The organism is Xanthomonas hawaiiensis (assembly GCF_031834635.1).
GTDB classification, from domain to species: Bacteria; Pseudomonadota; Gammaproteobacteria; order Xanthomonadales; family Xanthomonadaceae; genus Xanthomonas_A; species Xanthomonas_A sacchari.
Window position 1 is genome coordinate 269,325 of record NZ_CP115873.1, and the last position, 24,823, is coordinate 294,147.

Annotated in this window: 20 protein-coding genes and 1 pseudogene; 15 read left to right on the forward strand and 6 right to left on the reverse strand. The window is 70.2% G+C overall.

What is annotated here, in order from left to right; translation table 11 throughout:
- Window positions 1-165: 165 nt before the first annotated feature.
- Window positions 166-645 (forward strand): hypothetical protein, encoded by a 480-nt coding sequence (locus PG878_RS01180; protein WP_209030598.1) that lies wholly within the window; start codon window positions 166-168, stop codon window positions 643-645.
- A 177-nt stretch (window positions 646-822) separates the two neighbouring features.
- Here the strand turns inward: PG878_RS01180 and PG878_RS01185 are convergent, their stop codons facing one another.
- Window positions 823-1,197, reverse strand: a complete 375-nt coding sequence (locus tag PG878_RS01185; RefSeq protein WP_010340074.1) for a YkgJ family cysteine cluster protein — start codon at window positions 1,195-1,197, stop codon at window positions 823-825.
- Between the two features lie 148 nt (window positions 1,198-1,345).
- On the opposite strand from PG878_RS01185, the gene oleC reads away from it, so the two are divergent.
- On the forward strand, window positions 1,346-3,007 hold the full coding sequence (oleC, locus tag PG878_RS01190) for an olefin beta-lactone synthetase (RefSeq protein WP_209030410.1): 1,662 nt from the start codon (window positions 1,346-1,348) through the stop codon (window positions 3,005-3,007).
- Window positions 3,008-3,016: 9 nt separating this feature from the next.
- Complete coding sequence (locus PG878_RS01195) at window positions 3,017-4,579, forward strand: winged helix-turn-helix transcriptional regulator (RefSeq protein WP_209030411.1); 1,563 nt, start codon at window positions 3,017-3,019, stop codon at window positions 4,577-4,579.
- On the opposite strand, the gene PG878_RS01200 is transcribed toward PG878_RS01195, so the two are convergent.
- Complete coding sequence (locus tag PG878_RS01200; RefSeq protein ID WP_209030412.1) at window positions 4,563-5,687, reverse strand: serine hydrolase domain-containing protein; 1,125 nt, start codon at window positions 5,685-5,687, stop codon at window positions 4,563-4,565. The genes PG878_RS01195 and PG878_RS01200 overlap by 17 nt on opposite strands.
- 195 nt (window positions 5,688-5,882) lie before the next feature.
- Here PG878_RS01200 and oleD point away from each other — a divergent pair, with 195 nt between their 5' ends.
- The 7 genes from oleD to PG878_RS01235 all read left to right on the forward strand — a co-directional run bounded on the left by oleD (window position 5,883) and on the right by PG878_RS01235 (window position 13,191).
- Complete coding sequence (gene oleD / locus PG878_RS01205; protein ID WP_209030413.1) at window positions 5,883-6,893, forward strand: 2-alkyl-3-oxoalkanoate reductase; 1,011 nt, start codon at window positions 5,883-5,885, stop codon at window positions 6,891-6,893.
- 63 nt (window positions 6,894-6,956) lie between these two features.
- Window positions 6,957-7,115 (forward strand): DUF1328 domain-containing protein, encoded by a 159-nt coding sequence (locus PG878_RS01210; RefSeq protein ID WP_003468167.1) that lies wholly within the window; start codon window positions 6,957-6,959, stop codon window positions 7,113-7,115.
- Between the two features lie 177 nt (window positions 7,116-7,292).
- The gene (locus PG878_RS01215; protein ID WP_209030414.1) at window positions 7,293-9,248 is read left to right on the forward strand and encodes an alpha/beta hydrolase family protein; all 1,956 of its coding nucleotides are present in this window, start codon (window positions 7,293-7,295) and stop codon (window positions 9,246-9,248) included.
- Window positions 9,249-9,327: 79 nt separating this feature from the next.
- Window positions 9,328-9,969, forward strand: coding sequence for a ubiquinone biosynthesis accessory factor UbiJ (locus PG878_RS01220; RefSeq protein ID WP_209030415.1), 642 nt, complete (start codon window positions 9,328-9,330; stop codon window positions 9,967-9,969).
- Complete coding sequence (gene ubiB / locus PG878_RS01225; RefSeq protein ID WP_209030416.1) at window positions 9,966-11,624, forward strand: ubiquinone biosynthesis regulatory protein kinase UbiB; 1,659 nt, start codon at window positions 9,966-9,968, stop codon at window positions 11,622-11,624. Before PG878_RS01220 ends, ubiB begins: the two co-directional genes overlap by 4 nt.
- Before the next feature lie 2 nt (window positions 11,625-11,626).
- Window positions 11,627-12,226 carry an O-methyltransferase gene (locus PG878_RS01230; RefSeq protein WP_209030417.1) on the forward strand — a complete coding sequence of 200 codons (600 nt, stop codon included), beginning with the start codon at window positions 11,627-11,629 and terminating at the stop codon, window positions 12,224-12,226.
- Window positions 12,227-12,447: 221 nt separating this feature from the next.
- A complete protein-coding gene (locus PG878_RS01235) occupies window positions 12,448-13,191 on the forward strand; it encodes a pseudouridine synthase (RefSeq protein ID WP_209030418.1) in 744 nt (247 codons plus the stop codon).
- A 167-nt stretch (window positions 13,192-13,358) separates the two neighbouring features.
- On the opposite strand, the gene PG878_RS01240 is transcribed toward PG878_RS01235, so the two are convergent.
- Window positions 13,359-13,883, reverse strand: coding sequence for a DUF2059 domain-containing protein (locus PG878_RS01240; protein ID WP_209030419.1), 525 nt, complete (start codon window positions 13,881-13,883; stop codon window positions 13,359-13,361).
- 161 nt (window positions 13,884-14,044) lie between these two features.
- Between PG878_RS01240 and arfB the strand changes: the two genes are divergently transcribed.
- Both arfB and PG878_RS01250 read left to right on the forward strand, forming a co-directional pair.
- Window positions 14,045-14,476: an alternative ribosome rescue aminoacyl-tRNA hydrolase ArfB gene (arfB, locus tag PG878_RS01245; RefSeq protein WP_017907723.1), complete on the forward strand. Its 432-nt coding sequence runs from the start codon at window positions 14,045-14,047 to the stop codon at window positions 14,474-14,476.
- 51 nt (window positions 14,477-14,527) lie between these two features.
- Window positions 14,528-15,082: a lysophospholipid acyltransferase family protein gene (locus PG878_RS01250; RefSeq protein WP_244672553.1), complete on the forward strand. Its 555-nt coding sequence runs from the start codon at window positions 14,528-14,530 to the stop codon at window positions 15,080-15,082.
- A 250-nt stretch (window positions 15,083-15,332) separates the two neighbouring features.
- On the opposite strand, the gene PG878_RS01255 is transcribed toward PG878_RS01250, so the two are convergent.
- The 3 genes from PG878_RS01255 to PG878_RS01265 all read right to left on the reverse strand — a co-directional run bounded on the left by PG878_RS01255 (window position 15,333) and on the right by PG878_RS01265 (window position 20,082).
- Entirely contained in the window at window positions 15,333-18,368 is a 3,036-nt protein-coding gene (locus tag PG878_RS01255) for a TonB-dependent receptor (protein ID WP_244672536.1), read from the reverse strand.
- Window positions 18,369-18,482: 114 nt separating this feature from the next.
- Entirely contained in the window at window positions 18,483-19,529 is a 1,047-nt protein-coding gene (locus PG878_RS01260) for a FecR family protein (RefSeq protein ID WP_209030422.1), read from the reverse strand.
- Window positions 19,510-20,082 carry an RNA polymerase sigma factor gene (locus PG878_RS01265; protein WP_209030423.1) on the reverse strand — a complete coding sequence of 191 codons (573 nt, stop codon included), beginning with the start codon at window positions 20,080-20,082 and terminating at the stop codon, window positions 19,510-19,512. The genes PG878_RS01260 and PG878_RS01265 overlap by 20 nt, the downstream gene beginning before the upstream one ends.
- Before the next feature lie 351 nt (window positions 20,083-20,433).
- Between PG878_RS01265 and PG878_RS01270 the strand changes: the two are divergent.
- From PG878_RS01270 to dcp, 3 genes and pseudogenes are all read left to right on the forward strand, one after another.
- Window positions 20,434-20,955, forward strand: a pseudogene (locus PG878_RS01270) (cyanophycinase); the annotation flags it as partial.
- Between the two features lie 264 nt (window positions 20,956-21,219).
- Window positions 21,220-22,185: an isoaspartyl peptidase/L-asparaginase family protein gene (locus tag PG878_RS01275; protein WP_311186044.1), complete on the forward strand. Its 966-nt coding sequence runs from the start codon at window positions 21,220-21,222 to the stop codon at window positions 22,183-22,185.
- Between the two features lie 215 nt (window positions 22,186-22,400).
- On the forward strand, window positions 22,401-24,560 hold the full coding sequence (gene dcp / locus PG878_RS01280) for a peptidyl-dipeptidase Dcp (RefSeq protein WP_209030425.1): 2,160 nt from the start codon (window positions 22,401-22,403) through the stop codon (window positions 24,558-24,560).
- Window positions 24,561-24,823: the final 263 nt, after the last annotated feature.

A 24,823-nucleotide genomic window follows, 5' to 3' on the forward strand; every position in this document is an offset into this window, starting at 1 on the left:
ATGCGGCCGCCGGCATTGCGCCGTGGATCGTCTACACGGACGCACGCAAACTGCTACCGATTGCCGTGATGCAACATTCCTGGCTATGTACAGTCGCCGCCGACGTGCGCGGCGGGCGGAAGCGGACGCTGCACGCAATCCGACAGGAGACAGAGAGTGAAGGCGATGGCGATGGCGATGCTGTTGACGGCGATGAGCGTGCCCGGCGCGCATGCGGAGGACCTGACGACGTCCGCGGACGGCAAGACGCTGACGGTGGGATTCGGCCAGCCGACCTGGAAGCAGGTGCTGCACTATCGCAAGCTGTACGACAAGAAGCCGTTCCCCGATGCGGAGATCTACTACTACGGCAACGGCATGTACAAGATCATCTCGCAGGGCGAGAACCACTACGGCGTGTACGTGCTGCAGGGCAGCTTCGACGACCAGACCTATACGATCCGCTTCATCTCGTTGCCGTCCGAGGACTGGGGCAACAAGACCGCCTTCCACCAGTTGACCTTCATTCGCGGCGAGGACCGGAACGTCTTCATCCAGAACGCGATCGTCGACACCGGCGAGGCCATCGCCCAGCAGAACGGCACCTACACCCTGGAAAAGAACACCGTGACCAATCCGGTGCCGGCGGCGTGGAAGCACCGCTGAGCCAATGTGGCGCGCGTCTGCCGTTCTTCGGGCGCGGCCAGGATGGACGTTTGAGCGGGTTCGCGTAGGAGCGGCTTCAGCCGCGACCGGGCGTTACCGGTAACGCGGATCGCGGCTGATTCCACGGCGACAAGGGCCGCGGCGACGGCCTCCCTGCCGTGCTGGCGCCGCCGCCGCTCAGGCGTCCGGCAGATTGCGTTCGACCACCCCGTCCCAGTCGGCCGCGGTCAACAGCGGCAGCCCATGCGCCAGCCGCGATTTATCGCATTGCGCACTGCGTTCGCCGAATTCCAGCGAGGCCGGCACCGCCGCGCACACCGACGGCCGCCGCTCGTGGATGCTGCAGCGGCTGTAGCGGCCGATGTCCGCGTCCAGGGCGATGCAGCGCGGCTGTGCCTGCGAGGTGCCGCGCATCACCCGCTCATGGGTGCGCAGCGGCTCGGTCAGCTCGAACGGGACCCTGCCGCCCAGCGCGGGATCGGCTTCGCTCCAGTGGAAACTGACGCGGAAGTAGGCGCAGCAGGCGCCACAGGTGAGGCAGGGATGGGACATGGCGGCCGGGCCTTGCGCGGCGAACAGCGTGGGGGGCGCGGCATTCTGACCGAACCGCGGCGCGCTGCAAGCACGCCGGCATTCAGCCGCGGCCGCGGGCGGTGGGAGGTCGCCGGCCACGGCACGGCGCATCGGCGATAATCGGCGCATGACCACGACCTGCAACATCGCGGCCACGCTGCCGCGGCTGGCGCGCGAGCGCCCGGACCAGATCGCCATGCGCTGCCCCGGTCGGCCCGGTGCCGGCGGCATGGCGGCCTACGACGTGACCCTGAGCTATGCGCAGCTGGATGCGCGCAGCGATGCCATCGCCGCCGGCCTGGGCGGTTACGGCATCGGCCGCGGTACCCGCACGGTGGTGATGGTGCGGCCGTCGCCGGAGTTCTTCCTGCTGATGTTCGCGCTATTCAAGGTCGGTGCGGTGCCGGTGCTGGTCGATCCGGGCATCGACCGGCGCGCGCTCAAGCAATGTCTGGACGAGGCGCAGCCGGAGGCCTTCATCGGCATTCCGCTGGCGCAGCTGGCGCGGCGTCTGCTCGGCTGGGCGCGCTCGGCGAAACGGATCGTCACCGTCGGCCGGCGCTGGGCCTGGGGCGGCACCACGCTGGCGCGGATCGAGCGCGCCGGCCAGGGCGCCGGCAGCCAGCTGGCCGATACGGACGCGGACGACGTCGCCGCGATCCTGTTCACCAGCGGCTCCACCGGCGTGCCCAAGGGCGTGGTCTACCGGCACCGGCATTTCGTCGGCCAGATCGAGCTGATGCGCAATGCCTTCGACATGCAGCCCGGCGGCATCGACCTGCCGACCTTTCCGCCGTTCGCGCTGTTCGATCCGGCGCTGGGGCTGACCTCGGTGATCCCGGACATGGACCCGACGCGTCCGGCCAAGGTCGACCCGCGCAAGCTGCACGATGCGATGCAGCGCTTCGGCGTGACCCAGCTGTTCGGGTCGCCGGCGCTGATGCGGGTGCTGGCCGACTACGGCAAGCCGTTGCCCAACGTGCGCTGCGCCACCTCGGCCGGCGCGCCGGTGCCGCCCGACGTGGTGGCGCGGATCCGCAGCCTGCTGCCGGAGGAAGGACGGTTCTGGACGCCGTACGGCGCCACCGAATGCCTGCCGGTGGCGGTGATCGAGGGCCGCGAACTGCAGGACACGCGCGCGGCTACCGAGAGCGGTGCCGGCACCTGCATCGGCACGGTGGTGCCGCCCAACCAGGTGCGCATCATCGCCATCGACGACGCCGCGATTCCCGAGTGGAGCGGCGTGCGCGAAGTCGCGACGGGCACGGTCGGCGAGATCACCGTGGCCGGCCCGACCGCCACCGACACCTATTTCAACCGCGACGCGGCCACGCGCCTGGCCAAGATCCGCGAACGCCTGGACGATGGCAGCGAGCGCATCGTGCACCGCATGGGCGATGTCGGCTATTTCGACGCGCAGGGCCGCCTGTGGTTCTGCGGGCGCAAGACACAGCGCGTGGAAACGGCGCAGGGGCCGCTGTACACCGAACAGGTGGAGCCGATCTTCAACGCACTGCCGGGCATCGGCCGCACCGCCCTGGTCGGCATCGGCGAGCCGGGGCAGCAACGCCCGGTGCTGTGCTACGAGTTGGACAGCATGGCCTGGATGGCGAGCCAGCTGGAACTGGACGAACTGCTCGCGCAACTGCGCGCCACCGCCGCTGCGCATCCGCACACGGCCGGCATCGTCGACTTCCTGGGCCACCCGGGGTTCCCGGTCGACATCCGCCACAACGCCAAGATCGGCCGCGAGAAGCTGGCGCTGTGGGCTGCGGAACAGCTGCGCTGAGGCACGACGATGGCCGAGCGCTACCGGCTTGGCGACCTGCGCATCGACGCAGCGCGGCAGCGGGTCGAGCGCGACGGCGCGGTCCTGGAGGTGGGGGGGCTCAGTTTTCGCCTGCTGCATTACCTGCTGCAGCAGGGTCAGCGCGTGGTGGGGTTCGATGAACTGATCGCGCAGGTGTGGGCGCCGGCGCTGGTCAACGAGGAGACCGTCACCCAGCGCGTGCGCCTGCTGCGCCAGGCGCTGGGCGACGCCTCGCGGCAACCGCGCTATCTGCGCTCGGTGCGCGGCCAGGGGTACCAACTGTGCCTGCCGGTCCAGCCGGACGCCGACCCCGATCCCGCCGCCGCCGCGCCTGCGCCGCGGCCGATGTGGCGCAGGCGTGGCGCCTGGGCGATCGCGGCCGGTGTGGTGGCGATCGTCTCGGCAATGGCGCTATGGCGCTGGCAGGCGGCTGCGCCAACGCCAGCCGCGTCGCCGCTGCTGCAGCGCGCCGAGTACTACGCCGGCATCGGCCAGCGCGACGACAATGCGCGTGCGATCGCGCTGTACCAGCAGCGCCTGCAGCAGGCACCGGACGAGGCGGCGGCCCTGCTCGGCCTGAGCCGCGCCTACAGTGCGCGCGTCTGCCAATACGACGGCGACCAGCAGGTCGCGTTGCGCGCGCAGCGGTTGGCGACGCAGGTGCTCGCGGCGCACCCGCGGCTGGCCGCGGCGCATGCCGCGCTTGGCTATGCGTACGATTGCCGCGGCGACAACGCCACGGCGCTGGCCGCCTACGAGCGCGCGTTGCAACTGGACCCGCAGGCCGATGCCGTGCGCGGCTCGGCGGCGTATCTGTACGAACGTCAGGGCCGCCTGGCGCAGGCGCTGGCGGCGAACATGCGGGTGCGCGATCCGGCGCGGGTGCGCTTCCTGACGCTGCAGATCGCCAGCAACCTCGACCTGCTGGGCTACGTCAGTGCCGCCGAAGTCCGCTACCGCGACAGTTTCCAGCTCTATCCCGACAGCGCGTATTCCAATCTGGCGTGGCCGCGATTCCTGTTCGTGCATGGCCGCACGGCCGAAGCGCAGGCCGCGCTGGACCAGGCGCTGGGGCGCGGCACCGACGACGCCGGGCTGTTCCTGCTGCAGGCGGAGCTGGCGCTGGCGCGTGGCGACATCGCGCGCGCACGCCAGGCCAGCCTGCAGGCGATGCGTCTGCGGCCGCAAGGCAGTTTCGCCCAGGCCGTGGCCTGGACGCTGCAGGCGCAACCGCCGCCGCCGGTGCCGCAGTTGCGCGCGCGTGCGCAGGCCTTGCTGGACGGCGTGGTGCGCGGCACCGACCCGCTGGACGCGGTGGATGCGGCGCTGCTGCTGCAGTTGGCCGGCGACCGGCCGGCGGCCCTGGACGCGCTGCGCCGGGCGCAGGCCGCAGGCTATCGCGATGGCGCCTACCTGCGGGTGTCGCCGCTGCTGGCGCCACTGCGCGCGGCGCCGGGTTTCGCGGCGCTGCTGGCGCGCAACGCAGCCGAGGTCGCCGCGCAACGGGCGCAGGCGCAGCGGGCCGGACTGGTGCCTACGGCAATGCCGTGAGCACGTAGTCGGCGAGCAGCGCCCGCGATTGCGGGTGCATCTGCGGCCGGTTGTAGGCACGCCGGGTGATGACCACCACCAGGCGCTCCTCCGGCAGCACGAACACATAGTTGCCGCCATTGCCCGACATCGCCCAGGTCCCGCGTTCGACGCCATGCGCCTGGAAGCGGAAGCGCCACAGCAGGTAGCCGTAGTCGGCGTCGTCGCGGACCTGCGCATGCACCTGGGTCATGGCCCGGATCCATGCCGCCGGCAACACCTGCATGCCGTGCCAGCGGCCTTCGTCGAGCAGCAACTGGCCGAACTTGGCCAAGTCGCGGCTGCGGTAGCGGGTGCCGCCGCCACCCATGCCCACGCCCTCGGCGGCGTGCAGCCAGCGCGCACCGACGATGCCCAGCGGGCGCTCCAGGACCTGCCCGGCGAAGTCCTCCAGGCGCTGCCCGGTGGCCTTTTCCAACAGCGCGCCGAGCAGGAAGCTGCCGGCGGTGCAGTAGGAGAAGGCGCGTCCATACGGACTCTCCTCGGGACGGCGCATCCATGGCGCATAGCCCTTGAGCGGCAGGTCCAGCGCGAACTGCGTCCAGTCGGCGCTGACGTACATGCGTTCCTCGTGGCCGCTGGAGAAGGCGTTATCGTCGTCGCACTCCCATTGCGAACTCATCGTCAGCAGGTCTTCGACGGTGATCGCGCGTTTGCGCGGCGCATCGTGCTGCCAGTGGCGGTCGCCGAAGAAGTCGTAGACGCGTGCCTGCACGCCGGGCAGGCGGCCCCGTGCGATCGCCGCGCCGACCAGCAGCGCGGTCACGCTCTTGGTCGCCGAGCGGGTGTCGTGCAAGGTCTGCCGGTCGGCACCGCCAAAGTAGCGCTCGTAGACCAGGGCGCCGTCGCGCACGATCAGCACGCTGGTGGTTTCCGGCGCCGCGCCGTCGGCGATGGCGCGTTCCATGGCGGCCAGCCGGCCCAGCTTCCAGCCTCGGGCGGCGGCGTCGGCGACCGGCCAGCCGTCGTCCTGCGGCGGCGGTGCGGTCGCGGCCGCTGGTACGGCGGCGGAAGCGCATGGAACGACGAGGGAGAGGGTGACGCACAGCAGCAGCGGCAGGGGCGACATGGCGGAACTCCGGTGGAAAGGCCGGTGCACTTACGCCCGTGGCATCGCTGAAGTGCCTGATGCCAGGCTGAAGAATTCTGAAGGTCAGTCGGATCAAGGGCTTGCGCGGCTTGGGTCGCCAGCGTCGTCATCGCGGATCGCCTTCGCCCGCGCCCCCGGCTATCGTGTGCGCCCTGGTTCGATCGGTACGACGCGATGAAGATTGTGGTGACGGGCGGTGGTGGGTTCCTGGGCCAGGCGCTGTGCCGCGGGCTGGTCGCGCGCGGGCACCAGGTGGTCAGCTACAACCGCGGCCACTACCCGGAACTGCAGGCCTTGGGCGTGGCACAGGTGCGGGGCGACCTGGTCGACGCGCAGGCGCTGCAGCATGCGCTGGCCGGCGCCGATGCGGTGTTCCACAACGCCGCCAAGGCCGGCGCCTGGGGCAGCTACGACAGCTACTACCAGCCCAACGTGGTCGGCACCGAGAACGTGCTGGCTGCCTGCCGCATGCACGGCGTCGGGCGCCTGGTCTACACCTCCACACCGAGCGTGACCCACCGCGCCACCCATCCGGTCGAGGGACTGGGCGCGGACCAGGTGCCCTATGGCGAGAATTTCCAGGCGCCATACGCGGCGACCAAGGCGATCGCCGAGCGCATGGTGCTGGCCGCCAACGACGCGCAGCTGGCGGTGGTGGCGCTGCGCCCGCGGCTGATCTGGGGACCGGGCGACAACCAGATCCTGCCCAAGCTGGTCGCGCGCGTGCAGGCCGGGCGCGTGCGCCTGGTCGGCAGCGGCGACAACAAGGTCGATTCCACCTACATCGACAACGCCGCACAGGCGCACTTCGATGCATTCGAGCACCTGGCGGTGGGCGCGCCCTGCGCCGGCAAGGCCTACTTCATCTCCAACGGCGAGCCGTTGCCGATGCGCGAACTGCTCAACAAGCTTCTGGCCGCCGTCGGCGCGCCGGTGGTGACCAGGACGCTCTCGTTCAAGACCGCCTATCGCATCGGCGCCGCCTGCGAGACGCTGTGGCCGCTGCTGCGTCTGCGCGGCGAGCCGCCGTTGACGCGCTTTCTGGCCGAACAACTGTGCACCCCGCACTGGTACAGCATGGAACCGGCGCGACGCGACTTCGGCTACGTGCCGCAGGTGACGATCGAGCAGGGGCTGCAACGGCTGGCGTCCTCATGGCGCCACGACATGCCCGTCACTCCTTGACGACCCGCGGTTTCCGAAGATGATGCCGCGCCGATTCGGCACGACAACTTTCTGGACATTGCCATGCTGCATTACGCCATCATCTTCTTCGTGATCGCCATCATCGCCGCCGTGCTCGGTTTCAGCGGCATCGCCGGCGCGGCGACCAACATCGCCTGGATCCTGTTCGTGGTGTTCCTGATCCTGGCGGTGATCTCGATGTTCCGCCGCGGCAAGGTGTAGTCCTTTCGCGACAATTGAACGTCGATGCTTGCCCGCGGCGCTTTGCGTCGCGGGCAAGTCGTTTCTGGACTCCGCGCCGCGAGGGCCTGCCGCCCGCAGGCAACACGGCGGGACTGGGCTGGACGTTTCGCCCGGCGCTTGTCACCATCTTCCGCTCAGGGGACAGGGGCGGATCGAATGCGAGCGTGGATCGTGTGGGTAGGCCTTGCGCTTGCGGGGAGCGCGTGCGCGCAGGTGGCGCCGGTGGACCTGGCGCCGTATCTGCAGCGCGACCAGTTCGACCGGGTCAAGATCTCGCCGACCGGCGCCTACTACGCGGTGATCGCACCGCTCGAGGACCGCACCGTGCTGGCGGTGATCCGGCGCAGCGACAAGCAGGTTTCGGCCAAGATCATGGGCCAGGCCGATTCGGTGGTGCACGATTACTGGTGGGCCAGCGACGAGCGCATCGTGGTGTCGATGGCCGAGCGCCTGGGCGCACTGGACCGGCCGGTGGCGATCGGCCAACTGCACGCCATCGACGCCGATGGCAAGAATGCGCGCTTGCTGGCCAGCCCCTACGGGCTCAACGACAGCGTCAACGGCGTCACCTACAAGGCCGGCCTGGACCCGTCGGTGTTCATGCTCGACACCTTGCCGGACGACCCGCGCGCCGTACTGGTGTCGGTGGTGGAGCAGACCACGGACCCCACCGTGCATGTGGACAGGCTCGACATCTACAACCACCGGCGCACGCCGGTGGCGCGCGCTCCGGTAGCGCGTGCGGACTTTGTCACCGACCATGCCGGCCACGTGCGCTTCGCGCAGGGTGCCGAGACCGGCAGCAACGCCAACAAGCTGTTCTACCGCAACGACGACGCCAGTGCCTGGCGGCTGATCAACGACGAGGCCAGCAGCGGCCATCGCAGTTTCCCGCTGGGCTTTTCCGCGGACGACAGGATCGCCTACCTGCAGGTGGAGCAGGCCGAAGGGCCCGATGCGGTGGTGGCATGGGATCCGCAGAGCGACCGGTCCACGCCGCTGCTGCGCGACGCGAAGGTCGATCCCTACCAGGTGCTGCGCGACCTGGACGGCCGCACCCCGATCGGCGTGTCGTTCATGAGCGACCGCGTGCACAACCGCTTCTTCGACGAGACCGCGTCGACGGCACGGCTGTACCGCGCGCTGGAGCAGGCCTTCAACGGCGATGCGGTGTTCATCACCTCCGCCACCGCCGATCGGCGCCTGCTGATGCTCTATGTGTGGAGCGATCGCAACAACGGCGACTATTTCCTGTTCGACACCGTCGACAAATCGGCCAAGCGGGTCTTCAGCCGGCGCGAATGGTTCGTGCCGGAGCGGATGCCGTCGACCCGCGAGGTGGCGTTCAAGGCCAGGGATGGCATGGCTCTGCATGGCTATCTCACCCTGCCGCTGCAGGCGCCGGCCGGCAAGCCGCTGCCGATGGTGCTGCTGCCGCATGGCGGGCCGTTCGGGCTCTTCGATGGCTGGGAGTTCGACGACGATGCGCAGGTGCTGGCCGCGGCCGGCTACGCGGTGTTGCGGGTGAACTACCGCGGCTCCGGCAATTACGGCCGCGCCTATACCCAGGCCGGCGCACGGGAGTGGGGCGGGCGCATGCAGGACGATCTCACCGACGCCACGCACTGGGCGATCGACCAGGGCATCGCCGATGGCGCGCGCATCTGCGTCTACGGCGCCAGCTATGGCGCCTATGCCGCGCTGATGGGCGCGGCGAAGGAGCCGGACCTGTACCGCTGCGCGGCCGGCTACGTCGGCGTCTACGACCTGGAGACGATGTACCGCGACCAGGCCAGGTACGCGCGCTGGACCAAGGCCTGGGCCGGCGACTGGCTGGGCGAACGCGACAGCCTGGCGGCGCGGTCCCCGGTCAATCTGGCGGCGAAGATTCGGGTCCCGGTGTTCCTTGCCGCCGGCGGCAAGGACGAGCGTGCGCCGATCGAACACACCGAGCGCATGGAGAAGGCGTTGAAGAAGGCTGGGGTGCCGGTGGAGTCGTTGTATTTCCCCAACGAGGGCCACGGCTTTTATACCGAGCCGCACCGGCGCGCCTATTACACGCAGTTGCTGGCGTTCCTGAGCAGGAACCTGGGCGGCGCGCAGGCGCAGTAGCGGCGCGCGGCGCAGCGGGCGGGACAGCTGTCTCGCCCCGCGCACGGCCTTGCGACGTGTCTGCCGCTAGAATGCGGGGATGCCTGGATCCCCCCTCGATGCTCTCAAGCCCCTGGCCGGCCGCGCGCTGGAAGCGGCGCTCAATCGCGCGCTGGCGCTGGACCCGGAAACCGGCGAGGCCCTGCGCGACCTCGATGGCCAGCGCGTGGCGCTGACCCTGGAGGCGCCGGCACTGGCGCTGCAGATCCGCGTCGACGGCACCCAGCTGCGGGTCGGTCCGGTGGATCCGGCGCAGGAGCCGGAGCTGGCGGTGCGCAGCACGCTCGGCGGCCTGCTGGCGCAGTTGCCGTTCCTGGCGCAGGCGCGACGCCCCGGCGGCCCCGGCGGGCGGGTGCGGGTCTCCGGCGATGCCGAACTGGCGCGGCGCCTGCAGCAGTTGGCGACGCGCTTCGATCCGGACTGGCAGCGGCCGTTCGTGCAGGTGTTCGGCGAGGTGCTCGGCGTGCAGGTGGCCAACACCGCGCGCTCGGCCCTGCAGCAGGCCCGGCGCAGCGCGCAGGACCTGGCGCAGAGCGCGGCCGAGTTCGTCACCGAGGAGTCGCGCGACGTGGTTGCGCGCGCCGAACTGGAGGCCTTCTACGACGATGTCGACGTGCTGCGCGACGACATCGAACGCCTGGCCGCGCGCGTGGCGCGGCTTAAGCCGGAGCGCGGCGCATGAAGGCGATGTTCCGCGCCAGCCGCATCGGCCGGGTGATCCTGCGCTACCGCCTGGACGACCTGCTCGACGGCACTCCGGCCGAACGCTGGTTGCGCCTGGCCAAGCCGTTCGTACCGCGCGCCAGCCCCGACATCGCCGCGCAGTCGCGCGGCGCCCGGCTGCGCCTGGCGCTGCAGGACCTGGGGCCGATCTTCGTCAAGTTCGGACAGATCCTCTCCACCCGCCGCGACCTGATGCCGCCGGACGTGGCCGAAGAACTGACCCTGCTGCAGGATCGGGTGCGCCCGTTCGATGGCGAGGCCGCGCGGCGCATCGTCGAGCAGGCGCTGGGACGGCCGATCGCGGCGGCCTTTGCCAGCTTCGATACCGAGCCGCTGGCCTCGGCCTCGATCGCGCAGGTGCACGCGGCGACGCTGCACGATGGCCGCGAAGTGGTGGTCAAGGTGCTGCGGCCGGACATCGAGCGGCAGATCGACGCCGACATCGCCTTGCTGAAATCGGCCGCGGCGCTGGTCGAACGCACCCATCCGCGCGCCGACAAGATCCGCCCGCGCGAGGTGGTGGCCGAGATCGAGACCACCCTGGCCGCGGAGCTGGACCTGCAGCGCGAAGGCGCCAACGCCAGCGTGCTGCGTCGTTTCTGGCTGCATTCGGACGACCTGTACGTGCCGGAGGTGATCTGGACCCATACCGCCGAGCGCGCACTGACCCTGGAGCGGGTGCGCGGCATCCCGTCCGACGACATCGCCTCGCTGGACGCCGCCGGCATCGACCGCCGCGCGCTGGCGGCCAAGGGCGTGCGGGTGTTCTACACCCAGGTGTTCCGCGACAACTTCTTCCACGCCGATGCGCACGCCGGCAACATCTGGGTCGACAGCGACCCGGCGCGCCGCGACAACCCGCGCTTCATCGCGCTGGACTTCGGCATCATGGGCCAGCTCTCGCAGGAGGATCAGTACTACCTGGCCGAGAACTTCATGGCCATCTTCAACAAGGACTACCGGCGCATGGCCGAGCTGCACGTGGAGGCCGGCTGGATGCCCGCCAACGTGCGCATCGACGAGCTGGAGGCGGCGGCGCGCTCGGTGTGCGAGCCGTACTTCACCCGGCCGCTGTCGCAGATCTCGCTGGCCGAGGTGCTGATCAAGCTGTTCCGCGTGGCCCAGCGCTACCAGCTGACCCTGCAGCCGCAGCTGATCCTGTTGCAGAAGACCCTGCTCAACATCGAAGGCGTCGGCCGCCAGCTCGATCCGGAACTGGACATCTGGGCGGTGGCGCGGCCGGTGCTCGAACGCATCCTGATCGAGCGCTACAGCCCGCAGCGCGCGCTGCACGAACTGCGCAAGCGCCTGCCGGAGATCATGACCCACGCGCCGGACATGCCACGGCTGATCCACGGCTGGCTGCGCCAGCAGGTCGAGGGCCGGCACGAGCTGTCGATGCGCTCGCGCGACCTGTTCGAACTCAACCTGCTGGTGCGGCGCATGCAGCGGCGGGTGGTGGCGGCGATCGCCGGCGTCGGCCTGCTCACCGTGGCCACGCTGCTGTACGCGCTCGACGCAGGCGGTCCGCAACTGGGCGGGGTCTCGTTGTGGGCCTGGATCAGCGGCGGCGCCGGCACGGCCGCCTTGCTGACGGCGTGGTGGCGGCGCTGAGCATGGCGTTGCTCGATCGCGCGCAGCTGCAGGCGGTGCGAACCGAACTCGGCGCGGAAGGACCGCGTCACGACGCCGGCCAGGCCGAGCGTGCGCAGCGACTGCTCAACATCACCCCGGAAACCGGCGAACTGCTGGCGGTACTGGTGCGCGCCACCGGTGCGCAGCGGGTGCTGGAGATCGGCACGTCCAACGGCTATTCCACGCTATGGCTGGCCGAGGCCGCGGCGGCGCTGGGTGGCCGCGTGACCACGCTGGAGTACGCCGCGCACAAGATCGCGCTGGCGCAACGCAACTTCGCCCACGCCGGTGTGGACGGCTGTGTCGACCTGGTCCACGCCGATGCCGGCGCCTGGCTGGCCGATGCAGCGTCGGCCGCGTTCGACCTGCTGTTCCTGGACGCCGAGCGCACGCTGTACGGCGACTGGTGGCCGCAGCTGCGCCGGGTGTTGCGGCCAGGCGGGTTGCTGGTGGTCGACAACGCGCTGTCGCATGCGGCGGAGATGGCGCCGTTCGCCGCGCTGCTGCAGGCCGATGCGGCGTTCACCTGCACCACGCTGCCGGTCGGCAACGGCGAACTGCTGGCGGTCAAGGACGCGTAGCGCAGCGCTGCAGCGTTGCGTGCGTGCGACCTGCGTCGCTGGTTAAGCGGCCGCCGGCGCGCTCTAGCCACGCGGCGATCACTACCGTGGCACCTTGTCGCGAGCGACGTGGCGGTGACGTTGCGTCGGGGCTGCCGGCCAGCGCTTCTGTCACATACAAGCGCGCTGCATTCCCGGCAATGCGCATTGTCGTGCCGTGACTCGGCACGGATAATCCGGCAGTGAACACCGACGCCGATCCTCTGCAGATCCTCTACCAAGACCCGCTGCTCGCCGTGGTCGACAAGCCCGCCGGGCTGATGGTCCACGACAGCAAGCTCGCCCGCGGCGAGGACGACTTCCTCGCCGACCGCCTGCGTGCGCAGCTGGGCCGACCGATCTTCCTGGTACACCGGCTCGACCGCGCGACCAGCGGCTGCCTGCTGCTGGCCTTCGACCGCGACACCGCCAGTGCGCTGGGCAAGGCGCTGATGGGCGGCGAGGTCGACAAGGATTATCTGGCGATCTGCCGTGGCTGGCCGGCCGAAGCCCGTTTCGACGTCGACCACGACCTCGACGGTGGCCCCGGCAAGCCGCTGAAGAAACCGGCGCAGACTCGCTTCGCGCGCCTGGCCTGCGGCGAACTGCAGGTCCCGTCGGGCGAGTTCACCACCTCGCGGTATGCGCTGCTGCGCTGCGGTCCGGTGACCGGACGCTTCCGCCAGATCCGCCGTCATCTCAAGCATCTTTCCCATCACCTGATCGGCGACACCAGCCACGGCGATGGCCGCCACAACCGCATCTTCCGCATGCAGGGCGTGCACCGCATGCTGCTGCATGCCGAACGCCTGGCGTTTCCGCATCCGGACGGACGCCGGATCGCGGTGACGGCGCCGCTGGATGCGGAGTTCGTGCGCGCGTTCGGGTTGTTCGGGTGGGATCCGGCGCCTTGGCAGGTGGATACCGACGGCAGTACGGCCGAATAGAGGCAGGCAAGCGCGGCGCGTGGCCGGTGTGGGAGCGGCGACGTCGGGGCACCGCTGACCACGACGGGAAGCGTCCTGTAGGCGCGGCTTCAGCCGCGAGCGGGCTTCCTCGGTGACGCCCGCTCGCGGCTGAAGCCGCTCCTACGACAGCGCAAATCGATGCCGCGTTACTTGGCCGGCGGCGCGTTGACCGTCTGTTCCAGGTCCTTCTGCAAGTCGGCGAACAGCGGGGTCATCTTCTGCTGGATCGCGCCCATCAGGTTCTGCATCAACTGCGGGGTCTTGTCGAGCAGGCTCTGCCCCGCCGGGCTCTCGTAGAACTCGGCCATCGCCAGCACCTCCTGCTTGGAGAAGGTCTGCTTGTACAGGTTGACGTAGAGCGGACGCATCTCCTGCCAGGACAGCGCCTTGCGCACCGTGGCCTGCGTGCGCTCCTGGATCTGCTGCAACTTCTGCTGCTGGGTGGCGTCGAGCGGGTGCTGCGCGGTGAGTTGGGCGAACTGCTGGCGCTGCATCGCCTCGATCTGCGGCAGCATGGTGTCGAGCATGTTCTGCGCGCGCGAGGCCGACAGCAGGCGGTTGACGTCGGCATCGGTGGGCGGTTCGGCCAGCGCCGGGACGGCGGCCAGGGCCAGCAGCAGGGCAAGCAGCAGGCGCTGCGGCCAACGGAAGACGTGCGGAGTCGGGGACATGGAGCATCCTGCAGAACGATGACCGGCGGCCAGAATACGGCAATCGCCACGCCGCCGCCGGGTGCGGGGACGTGCGACCGGCCGGCGTTCGCTCCCTGGCTCGTTCAGGCGGCGCCGACGCGGAAACCGGGCGGTCCGATGAATACCCTACAATCCGCGCCATGGGTAACGGGGCCATCCACATCTCGAGCAGCCTGACGATTCCGGAGGACGAAATCGTCGAGCGCTTCGTGCGCGCCAGCGGCGCCGGCGGGCAGAACGTCAACAAGGTCGCCACCGCGGTCGAGTTGCGCTTCGACCTGGCCGGCTCGCCGTCGCTGCCGGAGCCGCTGCGTGCGCGCCTGCTGGCGCGGCGCGACCGCCGCATCACCGCCGACGGCGTGCTGGTGATCGATGCGCAGCGCTTCCGGACCCAGGACCGCAACCGCGACGATGCGCGCCAGCGCCTGGCCGAGTTCATCGCCGCCGGGCTGTCGGTGCCGAAGCGGCGCATCGCCACCAAACCCTCGCACGGCGCCAAGCTGCGACGCCTGGACGCCAAGCGCGAGCGCAGCCAGATCAAACGCGGCCGCTCGCCCGGCCGCTGGGAGTGACTTTTGACCGAACGCGATTACCGCCTGCCCGCCGCGCCCCCGAACATGCCGATGGTCAAGCCCAGCCGCTTCATGCGCTGGCTCGGCCGCACCGCCCTGCGGATGACCGGCTGGCGGGTGGTGGGCGAATTTCCCGACGTGCCCAAGCTGGTGATGATCGTGGCCCCGCATTCGTCCAACTGGGACGGGTTCCTGGGCTTTGCGGTCAAGTTCGCGGTCGGCTTCGAGGTCCGCGTGCTGGGCAAGACCCAGTTGTTCTGGTGGCCGCTGGGACCGCTGCTGCGCAGGCTCGGCGGCATCCCGCTGGACCGCAAGTCGCCGCGCGGCGTGGTGGAACAGGCGGTGGCGCTGATCCGCGGCGCCGAACGCATGTGGTACGTGATCACGCCGGAGGGCACGCGCAAGCGCGTGGAGAAGTGGAAGACCGGCTTCTGGAAGATCGCCCACGGCGCGCAGGTGCCGATTTTCCCGGTGTACTTCGACTACCCCAGCCGCACCGTCGGCCTCGGCGAGGTGGTGTGGACCAGCGAGGACATGCAGGCCGACATCGCCGCGATCCGCGAATGGTACCGGCCGTGGCGCGGCAAGCATCGCGATACGTTGTGACGGGTAGCGGCGGCTGACGGCGAGGCGCATCCGCCGTCTTATCCAGCGGCACCACCCGATGTCGTAGGAGCGGCTTCAGCCGCGACCGGGACATCGGGAACGTGCCGGTCGCGGCTGAAGCCGCTCCTACGGCGCATTGGTCGGAAGTCGTTGTGGGAGGGACTTCAGTCCCGACGGACGGTATCAGCCGACCTTTCGCTTTCGCTCGTCGCGGCCGAAGCCGCTCCCACGCAGGCCTCGCCTCCCGGCGCTACAACGCGCTGCCGCCGAACTTCTGCGTGTACTGCAGGTACACGCTGCGGCCCACGGTGTCGAACCAGGACACGTCGTAGTACGGATACGACGTATAGGTGCGGTCGTGCGGCGGCATCGTGTCGAACAGGTTGGTCACCGTCAGCGACAACTGCGCATGGTCGGTGAAGCGGTACTGCAGCGAGGCGTTGTAGCGGTAGGTGGCGCCGATCCACGGGCTGCTGCCGCTGTCCGGGTCGTAGACCTGATCGTAGGAGTCGGAACTCGGCAGCCGGCCCAGGCGCTCGCCGTGCAGCGTCGCGGTCCAGGCGTTGCGCTCCCACGACACGCTGGCGCTGGCCTTGGTGCGCGGGATGTCGTAGCCGCTGTTGACCGCGAACTCGTCCACCATCGCTTCGCCCGCATACACCTGGATGTCGTGGCGACGCACCCAGGTGTAGTTGCCGCTCAGGCGGAAGGTGCCGATGCCGGTATCGAGGCGGTACTGCGCACTCAGGTCGATGCCGTTGGTGCGTTCGCGGGCGATGTTGATCGGGTTGACGTAGACCCCGTACAGGCGCCCGTCGGCGCTGCGGGTAACCCGCGCCAGCGCCTGCTGGCAGGTGGTGGAGGTGGCCTGCAGCACGCCCAGGCGGCAGTCGGCCTCGTCACGCAGCACCTGGTCCACGCGCAGGTCCTGTACCTGGTCGCGCATGTCGATGTCGAAGTAGTCCAGCGACAGGTCCAGGTCCGCCAGCGGCGACCACACCAGGCCGGCGGTCCACGAGGTGCTGTTCTCCGGGTTCAGCGCGCGGTTGCCGCTGCGGCCGCGGATCAGCGCTTCCTCGTTGTAGCTGCAGTCCTGGATCGCCACGCCCGGCTCCTCGCTGGCGCAGCGGTAGTAGTCCACGCCGGTGGTCTCGTCGTTGCCCGGCCCGGCATACACGTAGTGCAGGTCGGGCGCGCGGAACGCGGTGCCGTAGGAGCCGCGCACCAGCAGCGACTGCACCGGCCGCCACTCCAGCCCGCCGCTGTAGGTGAACTTGCCCAGCGAGCGGCCGGCGAAGCGGTACTGGTCGTAGCGCCCGGCCAGGCTCAGCGACACCGTCGACAGCACCGGCAGGCGCAGTTCGCTGGCCAGCGCCCAGCGGTTGCGGCTGCCGTGGCCGTCGGAGTCCTTCCAGCTGTAGTAGTAGTACTGCGTGGCCAGCGGATCCGGGCGCAGGTTGTAGCCCTGGTTGCCGAACTCGGCGGTCGCGGACATGCCGGCATCGCCGCCGGGCAGGGAGAACAGCGCGGTGTTGGTGGCGGTGAAGGCGAGGGTATCGGTGCGCGAGCGCGGCTGGTACACCGTGCGCTGGGCGATGCTGTCGTACTCGGCGCGGCTCAGCGGCGTGTACAGGCGCTGCGGGTCGGCATCGAAGATCGGCAGCCCCGAGTCCTCGTCCACGCCCAGCTGCGGGCCGAGGAACAGCGCGTTGGCGCGCGCGGCGACGATCTGCGGCCAGCTGATGGTGGCCTGGTACTGCGAGTGGCTGAGGCTGGCTTCGTAGTCCCAGTCCGCACCCAGGTGGCCCTTGAACCCGGTGGTGACGCTGAAGGTCTTCTGCCGGGTGCGGATGGTGCCGGCATTGAGGCCGCCCATTTCTTCCGGACTGAACTGACGTCCCCAGGCCTCCACCTGGCCGGTGGCCTGGTTGTAGAAATAGCCTTCCTCGTTGCCGTCCGGGGCCATGTAGCCCCACTGGGTCACGTCGCGGAACAGCGACAGCTCGTGGTAGCCCAGCTGCACGTCGGCGAACCACTCGCTGCCGTTGTCGAAGGCGTAGCGCAGCGAGGCGTAACCGTTGAGGCCGCGGCGCCTGTTGGTGATGGTGCCGTAGCCGATCGAGGCACTGCTGCCGCAGAACGCGCCGTAGCCCGGACGCGTGGCGTAGCCGGTGCTGCCGCCGTTGAGCGCGGACACCGCCGCGCAGGTGTCCGCGCCCGGGTCGAGGTAGTTGTCGTCGTAATCGGTGCGCAGGAAGGTGCGCCGCGGCACCTGCGCGCGCGCGGTGGGACCGTCCAGGGTGCTGTCCTGGCGGCTGCGCTGGTAGGCCCACAGCGGGGTCTGCGAGACCAGCTCGGCGCCGAACACCGCGTCGAAGTTGCCGCGCGACCAGCCGCTGCTGAGGCTGAGATTGAAGCTCTCGCCGCCGCCGCGGGTGGTGTCGCCGAAACGGTAGTCCAGCGTGGTGCCGTCGGCGTGCTTCTTGAGGATGAAGTTGACCACGCCGGAGATCGCATCCGAGCCGTAGACCGCCGAAGCGCTGCCGGTCAGGATCTCGATGCGGTCGATCATGCCCAGCGGAATGTTGGAGATGTCGGTGAAGTTGCTGCGGCCCTTGAACGGCATCGGGAAGTCGGCGATGCGGCGGCCGTTGACCAGCACCAGGGTGTGGTTGGGGCCGAGTCCGCGCAGGTCCACCTGCTGCGCGCCGGGCGAGAAGTCCGCACCGCTGGCCGACTGCGGGCTCTGCGTCTCGCCGCCGTTTTGGGTCATCGCGCGCAGCACGTCCGGCACCGAGGTGAAGCCGTCGGCCTTGATCTGCTCGGCGCTGATCACGCTGATCGGCGCCGGGCCTTCCACCTGCGTGCGCGGGATGCGCGAGCCGGTGACGCGCAGGGTTTCCAGTTGCGCCACCGGGGCGTCGGCCGTCGCGGCCGGCGCCGGCGCGGCGGCACGGACCGGCTGCGCGCGTGCCGGGGCCGGCTCCTGGCGCCGCACCAGCCAGGCGCCGGAGGCGTCGCGCTGGGCGACGAAGCCGCTGCCGCGCAACACCTGCTGCAGCGCCTGCGCCATGTCCAACTGGCCGTGCGCGCCGCCGCTGCGGGCCTGGCCCAACTGGTCGGCGCGGTAGATCAGCTGCACGCCGGATTGCCGCGCCAGTGTATCCAGCGCCGCACGCAGCGGGCCGGCGGGGATGTCCACCGTGCCGGTGGCGGCCACGGCAGCGGGTTGCGCCTGCGCCGCACAGGCGCTCGCACAGGCCATGCTCAGCAGCAGGGCACGCATCGGATACCGCATCGAGTTTTCTCCCCAAACGGGCGCGGAGCGCGCCTCCGTAGCTCCAGGACGAACGAGACCGGCAAATCCCCCCGCCACCGCGCCTCCCCGGCGCGACGCGGCTCAGCGGCTGTGCAACAGCACCGTGTCGCCGCGGCGCTCGGCACGGATCGGGAACCCCTGTTCGAGCAGGCGCACGAAGGCGTCGACATTGGACCAGCGCACGTTGCCGCCGACCCGCAGCGCCGCGGCGCCGGCATCGGCGACCTGCAGCTTGACCGTGTTGTAGCGGTTGAACTCGGCCACCGCCGCCTGCAGCGGGGTGTCGTCGAAACTCAGGTAGCCGCTGCGCCAGTCCAGCACGCGCTCGGCCTCGGCCAGCGCGACCCGGCGTACCAGCACCCCGTGCGGCCCGGCCTGGGCGATGCTGCCGGCTTGCAGCAGCAGCGGCGGCGCCTGCGGCGCGCCGGCCGATTCCAGCCGCACCGTGCCTTCGGTGACCACCACGCGCAGCGCATCGGCCTCGCGGCGCACCGCGAAGCGCGTGCCCACCGCCACCACCCGGCGCGCGCCGCTGTCGACCACGAACGGCCGGCCCGGGTCCTTGCTCACCGCGAAGAACGCCTCGCCGCGCTGCAGGTCGATGCGCCGCTGCGCGCGCGACAGCGCCACCGCGATGCGGCTGTCGCTGCTCAGCGTGGCCTGCGAGCCATCGGCCAGGGCCACCGGGCGCAGCTGGCCGGTGACGCTGGCGTAGGCGGTGGGGACCGGTTCGACGGCATGCCGCCAGAGCAGGGACAGCACCGCGACACCCAACAATGCCGCTGCCAGTACGGCCGGCCAGCGCCGTCGCCGTTGCGTGCGCGGACGCGGAGCGAAGCGCAGCCCGCGCAGGTCCGGCGCGGCCGAGGCCGCCGGCGCGACTGCGCGGCCGCCCAGGCCCTGCCAGCGGCCGCGTTCGGGGATCTGCCCATCGCGCTGGCCTGCGCCCAGCGCCTGCAGGCGCCCGCTCTCCTGCCAGGCGGCCTGCAGGCGCAGGAACGCCACCCGGTGCGCGGTGGCCGCGGCCAGCCACGCATCCAGGCGCGCCTGCCGTGCGTCGGTCCAGTCGCCGCGGTCGCGCCGCGCCAGCCAGGCCGCCGCACGCGCCTCAATCCACCTGCTGTCCATCGCGTGCCCGCGCCTGCAACGGCCTCGCCGGCGCGGCCGCGCCCTCGTCGCCATGGAAATGATCGGCCAGCAGGCGCATGCCGCGGGCCACCTGCTTCTCCACGCTCTTCTCGCTGATTCCCAGGCGCACGGCCACCTCCTTCTGCGGCAGTTCCTCGACCCGCCGCAGCCAGACCACGCTGCGGCAGCGGTCCGGCAACCGGTCGAAGGCCGCCGCCAGCCGACCCAGCACCTGCCGTCCGCCGCACCAGCGTTCCGGCGACAGCTCGTCTATCAGGACGTGCATCGACTCCAGATCCCCCACCGCCTCGATCGACACCACCCGGTTGCGGCGCAGCCGGTCGGTCATCAGGTGTCGCGCGGTGGCGAACAGGAACGACTTGGGCAGGCTCGGCCGCGCCTTGCCGGCGGCCTCGTAGACGCGCACGTAGATCTCCTGGCGCAGGTCGTGCCACTCCTCGCGATGCGGCCAGCAGCGGCGCAGGTAGCCGCTGAGCGCCTGCTCGTGGACGAGGATTTCTTGGACGAACCAATCGTCGAGGGAAGCGGACATGGATCCCACATTAGCCGATCGCCGGCGCATGCGGGCAAGTGCCGCGCGCGCCGACGTGGGAGGGTGGGGCGGCGGGGGGAAACCGCGCCGCCGTTCGTCCCCTCTCAGCAACGAGCCGCACGCTCGCCTGCCCGCCCCGTTCCCGAGGAGATCCGCATGACCCGTTCCGTCGGCATGTTCCGGCCCTGGCTATCGCTGCTGCTGGGCCTGTGCCTGGCCACGCCCGCCGTCGCGCGCGATTACCGCCAGTACCTGGTCGGCGATCCGGCCGCGCCCACACCCGGCCCGGTGTCGCCCGGCCTGCTGCTGATGGGCGGCGGCGACCGCAACTACGACGCGCTGCGCTGGTTCATGGCCAAGGCCGGGCATGGCCACGTGGTGGTGCTGCGCGCCTCGCAGGCGGGCGAGGTGGGCGAGGAGTTCTACCGCAAGGTCGGCGGCGTGGCCTCGGTAGAGACCTTCGTGTTCAGCGGCCGCGGCGCGTCCAACGATCCGGCGCTGCTGCGCGCGCTGGCCCGCGCCGATGGCATCTTCATCGCCGGCGGCGACCAGTCGCGCTACGTGCGCTACTGGAAGAACACCCCGGTGGCCGACGCGCTGGACGCGCACGTGCGCGCCGGCAAGCCGCTGGGCGGCACCAGCGCCGGCCTGGCGATGCTGGGCGAGTACCTGTACGGCTCCATGGACGGCGGCAGCATCACCAGCCCGGCGGCGCTGGCCGATCCGCTGGGGCCGGCGGTCACCATCGAGACCGACTTCCTGCACCTGGACCTGCTCAAGCGGGTCATCACCGACACCCACTTCCGCGAGCGCGACCGCCTCGGCCGCCTGTTCGCGTTCCGCGCCAAGGCCGCCACGCTGGCACCCAAGGGGGAACCGCTGATCGGCCTGGGCGTGGACGAGAGCGCCGCGGTGGCGGTGGAGGGCGACGGCACCGCGCGCGTCTATGCCACCGATCCGCAGGCCGTGGCCACCGTGGTCGCCGGGCCGCTGCAACCGTCCACCCCGGCCGGGCAGCCGCTGCAGGCCGCCCGCATCGAGACCGTCGGCGTCGGCCCCGGCTCGACCCTGCACCTGCCCGATGGCCGCGTCGAGGCGCCGGTGTTCCATCGCTACTACGCGGTGCAGGACGGGCGCATGCGCGAGATCCCGGCCACCACCCTGGTGATCCATGGCGGCGCCGGCGTCGAGCGCGCCAGCAGCAGCGCCGCCGACCTGGCCGAGGCGCGCGCGGCGATGGAACAGGCGCTGCGCACCGGGCAGGCGCTGCTGGCGCAGGGCAAGCCGGCGGTGGATGCGGTCGCCGCGGCGATCGCCGTGCTGGAGGACTCGCCGCAGTTCAACGCCGGCAAGGGCGCGGTGTTCACCCACGACGGCCGCAACGAACTGGACGCGGCGATCATGGATGGCCGCACCGGCAAGGCCGGCGCGGTGGCCGGCGTGCACCGGGTCAAGAACCCGATCGCACTGGCGCGCGCGGTGATGGACCAGTCCGAGCACGTGATGCTGGTCGGCGATGGCGCCGAGGTCTTCGCAAAGCAACACGGGATCACCCTGGTCGCGCCGTCCTACTTTCGTACCGAGAAGCGCTGGCAGCAACTGCAGCAGGCGCTGAAGGAAGAGGCCAACAAGCAGGCGCACGCCGATCTGGAAACCGCCAAGCACTTCGGCACGGTCGGTGCGCTGGCGCTGGACCTGCAGGGCAACCTGGCCGCCGGCACCTCCACCGGCGGCATGACCAACAAGCGCTACGGCCGCGTCGGCGACTCGCCGATCATCGGCGCCGGCACCTTCGCCGACAGCCGCTGCGCGGTGTCCGGCACCGGCTGGGGCGAGTTCTACATCCGCGCGGTGGCCGCCTACGACATCTGCGCGCGGGTGAAGTACGCCGGGCAGAGCCTGGCCCAGGCCGCCGACGCGGTGATCGACCAGCAGATCCCCAAGGCCGGCGGCGACGGCGGCGCGATCGCGCTGGGTGCCGACGGCAGCGTGGCCTTCCCGTTCAACACCGAGGGCATGTACCGCGGCTGGATCGGCGCCGATGGCGTGCCGCACGTGGCCATCTTCAAGGACGAGGCGTTGCCGCTGCCAGGCGGGCAGTGAGTCCGGCGCGCCGGCGCTCCCTGCGGGGCGCCGGCCGTGCAACCCGTCGCGCGGTCGGCACCGTGATCGGGACGCCGGCGCCATGCCGCGCCCGGCGATCTGTACGCCGGCTGGCTGCCACGCCGGGCCGAGCCAATGGCACATGCCGCTGCCATGCAAACCCGGTAACGTGGGCGGCTGTCTTGGCCCCAAGGTCCTCCCAGGAGTTCCACCTCATGTCGCGTAACGTCGTTCTGGCCGCTGCCATCAGCCTGGCGCTGGCCGCCTGTTCCGGTAAGGAGTCCACCCCCGTGCCCGCCGCCCCCGCTGCTCCGGCCGCCGCGCAGCCCGCCGCCGCCGCCAACCCGCTGCTGACCCCGAGCACGCTGCCGTTCCAGGCGCCGCCGTTCGACAAGATCAAGGACAGCGACTACCTGCCGGCCTTCGAAGAGGGCATGAAGCAGCACCTGGCCGAGATCCGCAAGATCGCCGACAACCCGGAACCGGCCACCTTCGCCAACACCCTGGAAGCGATGGAGCGCAGCGGCGAGACCCTGACCCGCGTGTCGCGCATCTTCTTCGGCCTGGTCCAGGCCGACACCAACGATGCCCGCCAGAAGATCCAGGAAGAGATCGCGCCCAAGCTGGCCGCGCACCAGGACGAGATCAGCCTGGATCCCAAGTTGTTCGCGCGCATCAAGAGCCTGTACGACCAGCGCGACACGCTGACCCTGGACCCGGAGCAGAAGCGCCTGGTCGAGTACGAATACCAGGAGTTCGTGCGTGCCGGCGCGCAGTTGTCCGACGCCGACAAGGCCACCCTGCGCAAGCTCAACGTCGAAGAGACCACCCTGGCCACGCAGTTCCACACCAAGCTGGTCGCGGCCACCGCCGCCGGTGCGGTGGTGGTGGACGACAAGGCCAAGCTCGACGGCATGTCCGATGGCGACATCGCCTCGGCCGCGCAGGACGCCACCGCGCGCAAGCTCGACGGCAAGTACCTGCTGGCCCTGCAGAACACCACCCAGCAGCCGGTGCTGGCCTCGCTGAAGGACCGCGACCTGCGCCAGCAGGTGATGGCCGCCTCGCAGTCGCGCGCCGAGAAGGGCGATGCCAACGACACCCGCCAGACCGTGCAGCGCCTGGCGCAACTGCGCGCGCAGAAGGCCAAGCTGCTCGGCTTCGACAGCTACGCCGCCTACAGCCTCAGCGACCAGATGGCCAAGACCCCGGATGCGGCGCTGAAGCTGCTCACCGACACCGTGCCCGCCGCCACCGCCAAGGCGCGCAGCGAAGCGGCCGAGATGCAGAAGGTGATCGACGCCCAGAAGGGCGGCTTCAAGCTCACCGCCGCCGACTGGGACTTCTACGCCGAGCAGGTGCGCAAGGCCAAGTACGATCTCGACGAGTCGCAGATCAAGCCGTACTTCGAACTGGACAACGTGCTGCAGAACGGCGTCTTCTACGCCGCCAACCAGCTCTACGGCCTCACCTTCAAGGAACGCACCGACATCCCCACCTACCACGACGGGATGAAGGTCTATGAAGTGTTCGACAAGGACGGCAAGTCGCTGGCGCTGTTCTACACCGACTACTTCAAGCGCGACAGCAAGTCCGGCGGCGCCTGGATGGACGAGTTCGTCGGCCAGAACGGCCTGACCGGCACCAAGCCGGTGGTCTACAACGTCTGCAACTTCACCAAGCCCGCCCCGGGCCAGCCGGCGCTGCTGAGCTTCGACGACGTCACCACCATGTTCCACGAGTTCGGCCATGCGCTGCACGGCATGTTCTCCAACGTGAAGTACCCGACCCTGGCCGGCACCTCCACCTCGCGCGACTTCGTCGAGTTCCCCTCGCAGTTCAACGAGCACTGGGCGTCGGATCCGAAGGTGTTCGCGCACTACGCCAAGCACTACCAGACCGGCGAGGCGATGCCGGCCGACCTGGTGGAGAAGATCAAGAAGTCGCGCACCTTCAACCAGGGCTACGCCACCACCGAGTACCTGTCGGCGGCGCTGCTCGACCTGTCCTGGCACACCCTGCCGGCCGACGCGCCGCTGCAGGACGTGGACAAGTACGAGGCCGACTCGCTGAAGAAGTACAAGGTGGACCTGGCCGAAGTGCCGCCGCGCTACCGCACCACCTATTTCGACCACATCTGGGGCGGCGGCTACTCGGCCGGCTACTACGCCTATTTCTGGTCGGAAGTGCTCGACGACGACGCGTTCCAGTGGTTCAAGGAAAACGGCGGCCTGTCGCGCAAGAACGGCGACATCTTCCGCGCCAAGATCCTCTCGCGCGGCAACACCGTCGACCTGGCCACCCTGTACCGCGACTTCCGCGGCAAGGACCCCAGCGTCGAACCGCTGCTGGAAAACCGCGGTTTGAAGAACTGATCGGCGCTGCGCCGATCGGGTGTGTGGAGAACGGGATGGCCTTGCGGCCATCCCGTTTTTCGTTGGGGTGATCTGGACGTGCCTTTGCGGCGCAGGTATTGACTCACTTCAAGGCAACGAGGAAGCCGGATGTCATCGCCGTGGCGACGTGCTGGCTAGCGTCGAAACTCGACCATCCATTCCGCTGGGGTGGTAATAGCGAATATGCGTCGTCCTCTTGTACATGTTCGCGCGTCCTGCCATGGAAGGCGCAATCCTCAATG

Coding starts and splice junctions, on each gene's coding strand:
- PG878_RS01180 (WP_209030598.1), top strand. CDS start 166: ATGGCGATGGCGATGCTGTTGACGGCGATGAGCGTGCCCGGCGCGCAT.
- PG878_RS01185 (WP_010340074.1), bottom strand. CDS start 1,197: ATGTCCCATCCCTGCCTCACCTGTGGCGCCTGCTGCGCCTACTTCCGC.
- oleC (WP_209030410.1), top strand. CDS start 1,346: ATGACCACGACCTGCAACATCGCGGCCACGCTGCCGCGGCTGGCGCGC.
- PG878_RS01195 (WP_209030411.1), top strand. CDS start 3,017: ATGGCCGAGCGCTACCGGCTTGGCGACCTGCGCATCGACGCAGCGCGG.
- PG878_RS01200 (WP_209030412.1), bottom strand. CDS start 5,687: ATGTCGCCCCTGCCGCTGCTGCTGTGCGTCACCCTCTCCCTCGTCGTT.
- oleD (WP_209030413.1), top strand. CDS start 5,883: ATGAAGATTGTGGTGACGGGCGGTGGTGGGTTCCTGGGCCAGGCGCTG.
- PG878_RS01210 (WP_003468167.1), top strand. CDS start 6,957: ATGCTGCATTACGCCATCATCTTCTTCGTGATCGCCATCATCGCCGCC.
- PG878_RS01215 (WP_209030414.1), top strand. CDS start 7,293: ATGCGAGCGTGGATCGTGTGGGTAGGCCTTGCGCTTGCGGGGAGCGCG.
- PG878_RS01220 (WP_209030415.1), top strand. CDS start 9,328: ATGCCTGGATCCCCCCTCGATGCTCTCAAGCCCCTGGCCGGCCGCGCG.
- ubiB (WP_209030416.1), top strand. CDS start 9,966: ATGAAGGCGATGTTCCGCGCCAGCCGCATCGGCCGGGTGATCCTGCGC.
- PG878_RS01230 (WP_209030417.1), top strand. CDS start 11,627: ATGGCGTTGCTCGATCGCGCGCAGCTGCAGGCGGTGCGAACCGAACTC.
- PG878_RS01240 (WP_209030419.1), bottom strand. CDS start 13,883: ATGTCCCCGACTCCGCACGTCTTCCGTTGGCCGCAGCGCCTGCTGCTT.
- arfB (WP_017907723.1), top strand. CDS start 14,045: ATGGGTAACGGGGCCATCCACATCTCGAGCAGCCTGACGATTCCGGAG.
- PG878_RS01250 (WP_244672553.1), top strand. CDS start 14,528: ATGGTCAAGCCCAGCCGCTTCATGCGCTGGCTCGGCCGCACCGCCCTG.
- PG878_RS01255 (WP_244672536.1), bottom strand. CDS start 18,368: ATGCGTGCCCTGCTGCTGAGCATGGCCTGTGCGAGCGCCTGTGCGGCG.
- PG878_RS01260 (WP_209030422.1), bottom strand. CDS start 19,529: ATGGACAGCAGGTGGATTGAGGCGCGTGCGGCGGCCTGGCTGGCGCGG.
- PG878_RS01265 (WP_209030423.1), bottom strand. CDS start 20,082: ATGTCCGCTTCCCTCGACGATTGGTTCGTCCAAGAAATCCTCGTCCAC.
- PG878_RS01275 (WP_311186044.1), top strand. CDS start 21,220: ATGCGCGAGATCCCGGCCACCACCCTGGTGATCCATGGCGGCGCCGGC.
- dcp (WP_209030425.1), top strand. CDS start 22,401: ATGTCGCGTAACGTCGTTCTGGCCGCTGCCATCAGCCTGGCGCTGGCC.